At 61.1% G+C, this 6,705-nt stretch carries 6 protein-coding genes; 4 read left to right on the top strand and 2 right to left on the bottom strand.

The genetic code is table 11. The annotated features are described in order from the left end of the window. Window positions 1-27: 27 nt before the first annotated feature. On the bottom strand, window positions 28-846 hold the full coding sequence (gene tcdA, locus B7L09_RS11415) for a tRNA cyclic N6-threonylcarbamoyladenosine(37) synthase TcdA (protein ID WP_094468884.1): 819 nt from the start codon (window positions 844-846) through the stop codon (window positions 28-30). A gap of 212 nt (window positions 847-1,058) precedes the next feature. On the opposite strand from tcdA, the gene B7L09_RS11420 reads away from it, so the two are divergent. The 4 genes from B7L09_RS11420 (at window position 1,059) to B7L09_RS11435 (ending at window position 6,258) form a co-directional block, all read left to right on the top strand. Beyond that, window positions 1,059-3,650 (top strand): glycosyltransferase, encoded by a 2,592-nt coding sequence (locus tag B7L09_RS11420; protein ID WP_094468885.1) that lies wholly within the window; start codon window positions 1,059-1,061, stop codon window positions 3,648-3,650. A 194-nt stretch (window positions 3,651-3,844) separates the two neighbouring features. After that, window positions 3,845-4,996, top strand: coding sequence for a succinyl-diaminopimelate desuccinylase (gene dapE, locus B7L09_RS11425; RefSeq protein ID WP_094468886.1), 1,152 nt, complete (start codon window positions 3,845-3,847; stop codon window positions 4,994-4,996). Then, on the top strand, window positions 4,996-5,805 hold the full coding sequence (locus B7L09_RS11430) for a putative RNA methyltransferase (protein WP_094468887.1): 810 nt from the start codon (window positions 4,996-4,998) through the stop codon (window positions 5,803-5,805). The genes dapE and B7L09_RS11430 overlap by 1 nt, the downstream gene beginning before the upstream one ends. 75 nt (window positions 5,806-5,880) lie before the next feature. Continuing rightward, window positions 5,881-6,258: a hypothetical protein gene (locus tag B7L09_RS11435; RefSeq protein ID WP_094468888.1), complete on the top strand. Its 378-nt coding sequence runs from the start codon at window positions 5,881-5,883 to the stop codon at window positions 6,256-6,258. A gap of 117 nt (window positions 6,259-6,375) precedes the next feature. On the opposite strand, the gene B7L09_RS11440 is transcribed toward B7L09_RS11435, so the two are convergent. Continuing rightward, window positions 6,376-6,585 (bottom strand): cold-shock protein, encoded by a 210-nt coding sequence (locus tag B7L09_RS11440; RefSeq protein WP_094468889.1) that lies wholly within the window; start codon window positions 6,583-6,585, stop codon window positions 6,376-6,378. Between the last annotated feature and the right edge of the window lie 120 nt (window positions 6,586-6,705).

The raw sequence follows: 6,705 nt of genomic DNA on the forward strand, positions 1-6,705 counted from the left end.
CAAGCCGGCTCCTACAAGGATCGCGTTTCAAACCCCGGGTTTGACCCGATCCGCCGGCCGCCGCACACCCGCCACAATCTTATCCACAGCCTTGGTCGCCGCCACCATGCCGAAGGTGGCCGTCACCATCATCACCGCGCCAAACCCACCGGCGCAGTCCAGCTTCACGCCGTCACCGACAAAACTTTTCTGCAAACAGATGCTGCCGTCCGGCTTGGGATAGCGCAGTTGCTCGGTGGAAAACACGCANGGCACGCTGTAATGACGCGTCACGGTGCGCGAGAAGCCGTAATCGCGGCGCAGCGTGGAGCGCACTTTCGACGCCAACGGGTCGTTGAAGGTACGGTTCAAGTCGCAGACCTGGATCAGCGTCGGGTCGATCTGCCCGCCCGCGCCGCCGGTGGTGATGATCTGGATCTTGCGGCGCTTGCACCAGGCAATCAGCGCCGCCTTGGCGTTGACGGCGTCGATGCAGTCGATCACGCAATCGATATTCGGGGTGATGTACTCGGCCATGGTGTCGCGCGTGACGAAGTCCGCCACCGCATGCACCGTGCAGTCCGGGTTGATGCCGCGCAGGCGCTCGGCCATCACTTCGACCTTGGGCTTGCCCACGGTGCTGTCCAGCGCGTGCAACTGGCGGTTGCTGTTGCTGACGCAGACATCGTCCAGGTCAAACAGCGAAATCTCGCCCACCCCGCAGCGGGCAATGGCTTCCGCCGCCCAGGACCCTACGCCGCCGACGCCGACGATCGCCACATGGGCCGCTTTCAAGCGTTCCAGGCCTTCNATGCCATATAAACGGGCGATGCCTGCAAACCGCGGATCTTCTGTGCTCATGACCATTAACCCCAAAAACCGGCGCGCATTATAGGGCTAGACAGCAACAAGATCTAAGTTCCCGCGACAAGTGTAAGAACTTATGCGAAACGGGATTGCCAAACGTAGGGCATTTCCCTGTCAGCTATACGCTCAGGGAATGCCCGGTGTAGGATGCGCGCCCCTTGGCACACGCCGACCCNTCTTTCGTTCCACACCCTTTGGAACCCGAAATCGCTATGTCATCGCGTAAATTTGGACTCAACCTGGTGGTGGTGCTGGCAATTGCCGCGCTGTTCACCGGTTTCTGGGCGCTGATCAACCGCCCGGTCACTGCCCCCAACTGGCCCGAACAGATCTCCGGGTTTTCCTACTCGCCGTTCCAGCAAGGCCAGTTCCCGCAGAAAGACCAGTACCCAAGCGACGAAGAAATGCGTCGCGACCTCGAGATCATGAGCAAGCTGACGGACAACATCCGTACCTACTCGGTCGACGGCACCCTGGGGGATATCCCCAAGCTGGCCGAAGAGTTCGGTCTGCGCGTGACCCTCGGTATCTGGATCAGCCCGGACGAGGAACGCAACGAGCGTGAAATCCTGCGCGCCATCGAACTCGCCAACACCTCCCGCAGCGTGGTTCGCGTGGTTGTAGGCAACGAGGCAATCTTCCGTAAGGAAATTACCGCCGCAGAACTCAGCATTATTCTGGATCGCGTTCGCGCGGCGGTGAAAGTGCCAGTGACCACGTCCGAGCAATGGCACATCTGGGAAAAGAACCCGCAACTGGCCAAGCACGTCGACCTGATNGCCGCCCACGTCCTGCCGTACTGGGAACATGTGCCGATGGAGCAATCCGGGCAGTTCGTACTCGACCGTGCCCGTGATCTGAAAAAGATGTTCCCGAAAAAGCCTTTGTTGCTATCGGAGGTTGGCTGGCCGAGCAACGGGCGCATGCGTGGGGGTAATGAAACGTCCCCGGCAGACCAGGCGATTTACCTGCGCACGCTGGTGAACAAGCTGAACCGCCAGGGCTACAACTACTTCGTGATCGAGGCCTTCGACCAGCCGTGGAAAGTCAGCGACGAAGGTTCAGCCGGTGCTTACTGGGGTGTGTACAACGCCGCGCGCCAGCAGAAATTCAACTTTGAAGGCCCTGTGGTCGCGATCCCGCAATGGCGCGTGCTGGCCATCGGCTCGGTGGTGCTCGCGCTGCTGTCGCTGACCTTGCTGATGATCGACGGCTCGGCCCTGCGCCAGCGTGGCCGGACCTTCCTGACCTTTATCGCCTTCCTGTGCGGGTCGGTGCTGGTGTGGATCGGCTACGACTACAGCCAGCAATACAGCACCTGGTTCAGTGTGACTGTCGGTTTCCTCCTCGCCCTTGGCGCACTCGGGGTCTTTATCGTACTGCTGACCGAGGCGCACGAACTGGCCGAAGCGGTCTGGACCCACAAGCGTCGGCGCGAATTCCTGCCGGTGGTGGGCGAATCGGACTACCGCCCGAAAGTGTCGATCCATGTGCCGTGCTACAACGAGCCGCCGGAGATGGTCAAACAGACCCTCGACGCCCTGGCCGCCCTGGATTACCCGGACTACGAAGTCCTGATCATCGACAACAACACCAAGGACCCAGCCGTTTGGGAACCGGTGCGCGATTATTGCGAAACCCTCGGGCCGCGCTTCAAGTTCTTCCACGTTTCGCCCCTGGCCGGTTTCAAGGGCGGCGCGCTGAACTACTTGATCCCGCATACCGCCAAGGATGCCGAAGTGATTGCGGTGATCGACTCGGACTACTGCGTGTCGCCGAACTGGCTCAAGCACATGGTGCCGCACTTCGCCGACCCGAAAATTGCCGTGGTGCAGTCGCCGCAGGATTACCGCGACCAGAACGAAAGCACCTTCAAGAAGCTCTGCTACGCGGAATACAAAGGCTTCTTCCATATCGGCATGGTCACCCGTAACGACCGTGACGCGATCATCCAGCACGGCACCATGACCATGACCCGTCGCTCGGTGCTCGAAGAACTCGGCTGGGCCGACTGGTGCATCTGTGAAGACGCCGAACTGGGCCTGCGCGTATTCGAGAAAGGTCTGTCGGCGGCGTATTACCACGACAGCTACGGTAAAGGCCTGATGCCGGACACCTTTATCGACTTCAAGAAACAGCGTTTCCGCTGGGCCTACGGGGCGATTCAGATCATCAAGCGTCACACCGCCAGCCTCTTGCGCGGTAAGGGCACCGAGCTGACCCGTGGCCAGCGCTACCACTTCCTCGCGGGCTGGTTGCCGTGGGTGGCGGACGGCATGAACATCTTCTTCACCGTCGGCGCCTTGTTGTGGTCCGCGGCGATGATCATCGTGCCGACCCGTGTCGATCCGCCGCTGCTGATTTTCGCGATTCCACCCTTGGCGCTGTTCGTGTTCAAGGTGGGCAAGATCGTCTTCCTGTACCGNCGTGCGGTCGGGGTCAACCTGAAGGATGCGTTCTGCGCGGCACTGGCTGGCCTGGCGTTGTCGCACACCATTGCCAAAGCGGTGCTGTACGGCTTCTTCACCAGCAGTATTCCGTTCTTTCGTACACCGAAAAACGCGGATAACCACGGCTTCTGGGTAGCCATTTCCGAAGCCCGCGAAGAAATGTTCATCATGCTGCTGTTGTGGGGCGCGGCGCTGGGGATCTACCTGGTGCAGGGCCTGCCGAGCAATGACATGCGCTTCTGGGTGACCATGTTGCTGGTGCAGTCGCTGCCGTACCTGGCGGCGCTGATCATGGCGTTCCTGTCTTCATTGCCGAAACCGGCACCTGAAGTTGAAACGGCACCGGCAGTCTAAATCTCTACCGATGCACTAAACGGCGGCCAATGGTCGCCGTTTTGCTTTAAGATAACCGCCATTTTGCGGGGCGCTTCCTAATCCCTGTGGGAGCGAGCCTGCTCGCGATAGCGGTGTAACAATCACAGTTTAACGCCAGCAGGCTGGCTCCCACATTTAGTCCGCGCCCACATTCATGATCTCCGGAGTTTNCCATGACGGCCCANGCCGACCTTTCGCCGACCCTTCAACTCGCTATCGACCTGATCCGTCGCCCGTCGGTCACACCGATCGACGCCGACTGCCAGAAGCTGATGATGCAGCGCCTGGGCGACGCCGGTTTCACCCTGGAGCCGATGCGCATCGAAGATGTGGATAACTTCTGGGCGACCCACGGTAAACACGACGGTCCGGTGCTGTGCTTCGCCGGTCACACCGACGTGGTGCCGACCGGCCCGGTGTCCGCCTGGCAGATCGACCCGTTCAACGCGCTGATCGACGAACACGGCATGCTTTGCGGCCGTGGTGCGGCAGACATGAAAGGCAGCCTGGCGGCAATGCTGGTGGCATCCGAGCGTTTCGTTACCGACTACCCGGACCACAATGGCTCGGTAGCCTTCCTGATCACCAGCGATGAAGAAGGCCCGGCGCACCATGGCACCAAGGCTGTGATCGAGCGGCTGGCGGCACGCAAGGAGCGCCTGGACTGGTGCATCGTCGGCGAACCGTCGAGCACGACCCTGGTGGGCGATGTGGTCAAGAACGGCCGTCGTGGCTCTCTCGGCGCCACCCTGACCGTGCGCGGTGTACAAGGCCACGTGGCGTATCCACACCTGGCGAAGAACCCGATCCACCTGGCCGCACCGGCCCTGGCCGAATTGGCCGCCGAGCATTGGGACGACGGCAATACCTTCTTCCCGCCGACCAGTTTCCAGATTTCCAACGTCAACTCCGGTACCGGCGCGACCAACGTGATTCCGGGCGATCTGGTGGCGGTGTTCAACTTCCGCTTCTCCACCGAATCCACTGTNGAAGGCTTGCAACAGCGCGTTGCGGCGATCCTCGACAAACATGGCCTGGACTGGCACGTAGAGTGGGCGCTGTCAGGCCTGCCGTTTCTCACCGAGCCAGGTGCATTGCTGGATGCCGTGGCGTCGAGCATCAAGGACATCACAGGTCGCGAAACCAAGGCGTCCACCAGCGGCGGCACCTCCGACGGACGCTTCATCGCGACCATGGGCACGCAAGTGGTTGAACTGGGCCCGGTCAACGCGACGATTCACCAGGTCAACGAACGTATCCTGGCCAGCGACCTCGACGTGCTGACCGAAATCTATTACCAAACCCTGATCAAGTTGCTCGCCTGATGCTCGCTTGCCCCATTTGCAGCGCACCGCTCAACGCGGTGGACAATGGCGTGGCGTGCCCGGTCGGGCACCGTTTCGACCGTGCGCGCCAGGGTTACCTGAACCTGTTGCCGGTGCAGCACAAGAACAGCCGCGACCCGGGCGATAACCTGGCCATGGTCGAAGCCCGCCGCGACTTCCTGAACGCCGGCCATTACGCGCCGGTGGCCAAGCGCCTGGCCGAACTGGCGGCGCAGCGTGCGCCACAGCGTTGGGTGGACATCGGCTGTGGCGAGGGTTACTACACCGCGCAACTCGCCGAAGCCCTGCCCGATGCCGACGGCTACGCGCTGGATATCTCCAAGGAAGCCGTCAAGCGCGCGTGCAAACGCAACCCGGCGCTGACCTGGTTGATCGCCAGCATGGCCCGCGTGCCGTTGGCCGATGCCAGCTGCCAGTTCCTCGCCAGCGTGTTCAGCCCATTGGACTGGCAGGAGGCCAAACGCCTGCTCAGCCCCGGTGGCGGCTTGATGAAGGTTGGCCCGACCGCGGGCCACCTGATGGAACTGCGCGAGCGCCTGTACGACGAAGTGCGTGAATACACCGACGACAAGCATTTGGCCCTGGTGCCGGAAGGCATGACGCTGCAACACAGTGAAACCCTGGAATTCGGACTGACGCTTTCAAAGGGTCAGGATCGCGCCAACCTGCTGGCCATGACGCCTCACGGGTGGCGCGCCAGTGCCGAACGCCGGGCAGCGGTCATCGAGCAGGCCGAGCCGTTCGAGGTCACCGTGTCGATGCGCTACGATTATTTCGTACTTCAATAATTTTTGGTTTCGAGCCACAGCTCGAGGCCGGCTAAATCCGCGAATGGATTTTTCAGACCCGCAGTGAGGACATCCATGCGCCAACCCGATATCGAGATTTACCTGAAGGACGCCGACGTCGACTACAAGGCCATTGCCGCCTGGCTGGGCGCCGCCCTGGGCCCGTGCACCGACTGGGTCCAGAGAGGCCAGACCTACAAGTGCAAGGCCGGCAGCGTGCCGGTCACCTGGCTGCCAAAAGCCGTCGGCAAATGGAACAGCCTGTACCTGGAAAGCGACCAGACCCCGTGGGACGACGACATCGCCTGCGCCCGCGCTGCGTTTGCCGCGCTGAACGTCGAAGTGCGTTGCGCGCCCGGTACCTGGGTTGAGGAAGAAGGCGAGGAAANCGCGGATCGCTGGATGCGCATCAGCGCGGATGGTGAAGAAGAAATCACCTGGAAAACNGCNTAAAANCNGNCNNAGAACGNNCGCAGTGAGGGCCTTTCAGTCAACGTCGATGTTGAATGTCAGTCCGCAATCGCGAGCAAGCTCGCTCCCACAGTGGTTTTGGGTGAACTGAAGGATGGCTTACAGACCGACGACATCCTCTGCCTGTAACCCCTTCTCGCCGGTCACCACGGCGTACTCCACCTGCTGGCCTTCGGCCAATGAACGGTGGCCATCACCGCGAATGGCGCGGTAGTGCACAAACACATCCTTGCCGTCCTCGCGCTGAATAAAGCCATAGCCNTTGGCATCGTTGAACCACTTCACATTGCCGGTTTCGCGCGTAGCCATGAATCGATACCCCCTTCTTTTTATTGTTGAGGCGCCGAGTATATGACAGGCACCAAAACTCTCAACTCAACTTTACTTCGCCGCTTTTTTGCCGATTTTCGGCGAATACGGCACACTACC

Origin of the sequence: Pseudomonas mandelii (assembly GCF_002251635.1) — a bacterium.
GTDB lineage: Bacteria > Pseudomonadota > Gammaproteobacteria > Pseudomonadales > Pseudomonadaceae > Aquipseudomonas > Aquipseudomonas mandelii_B.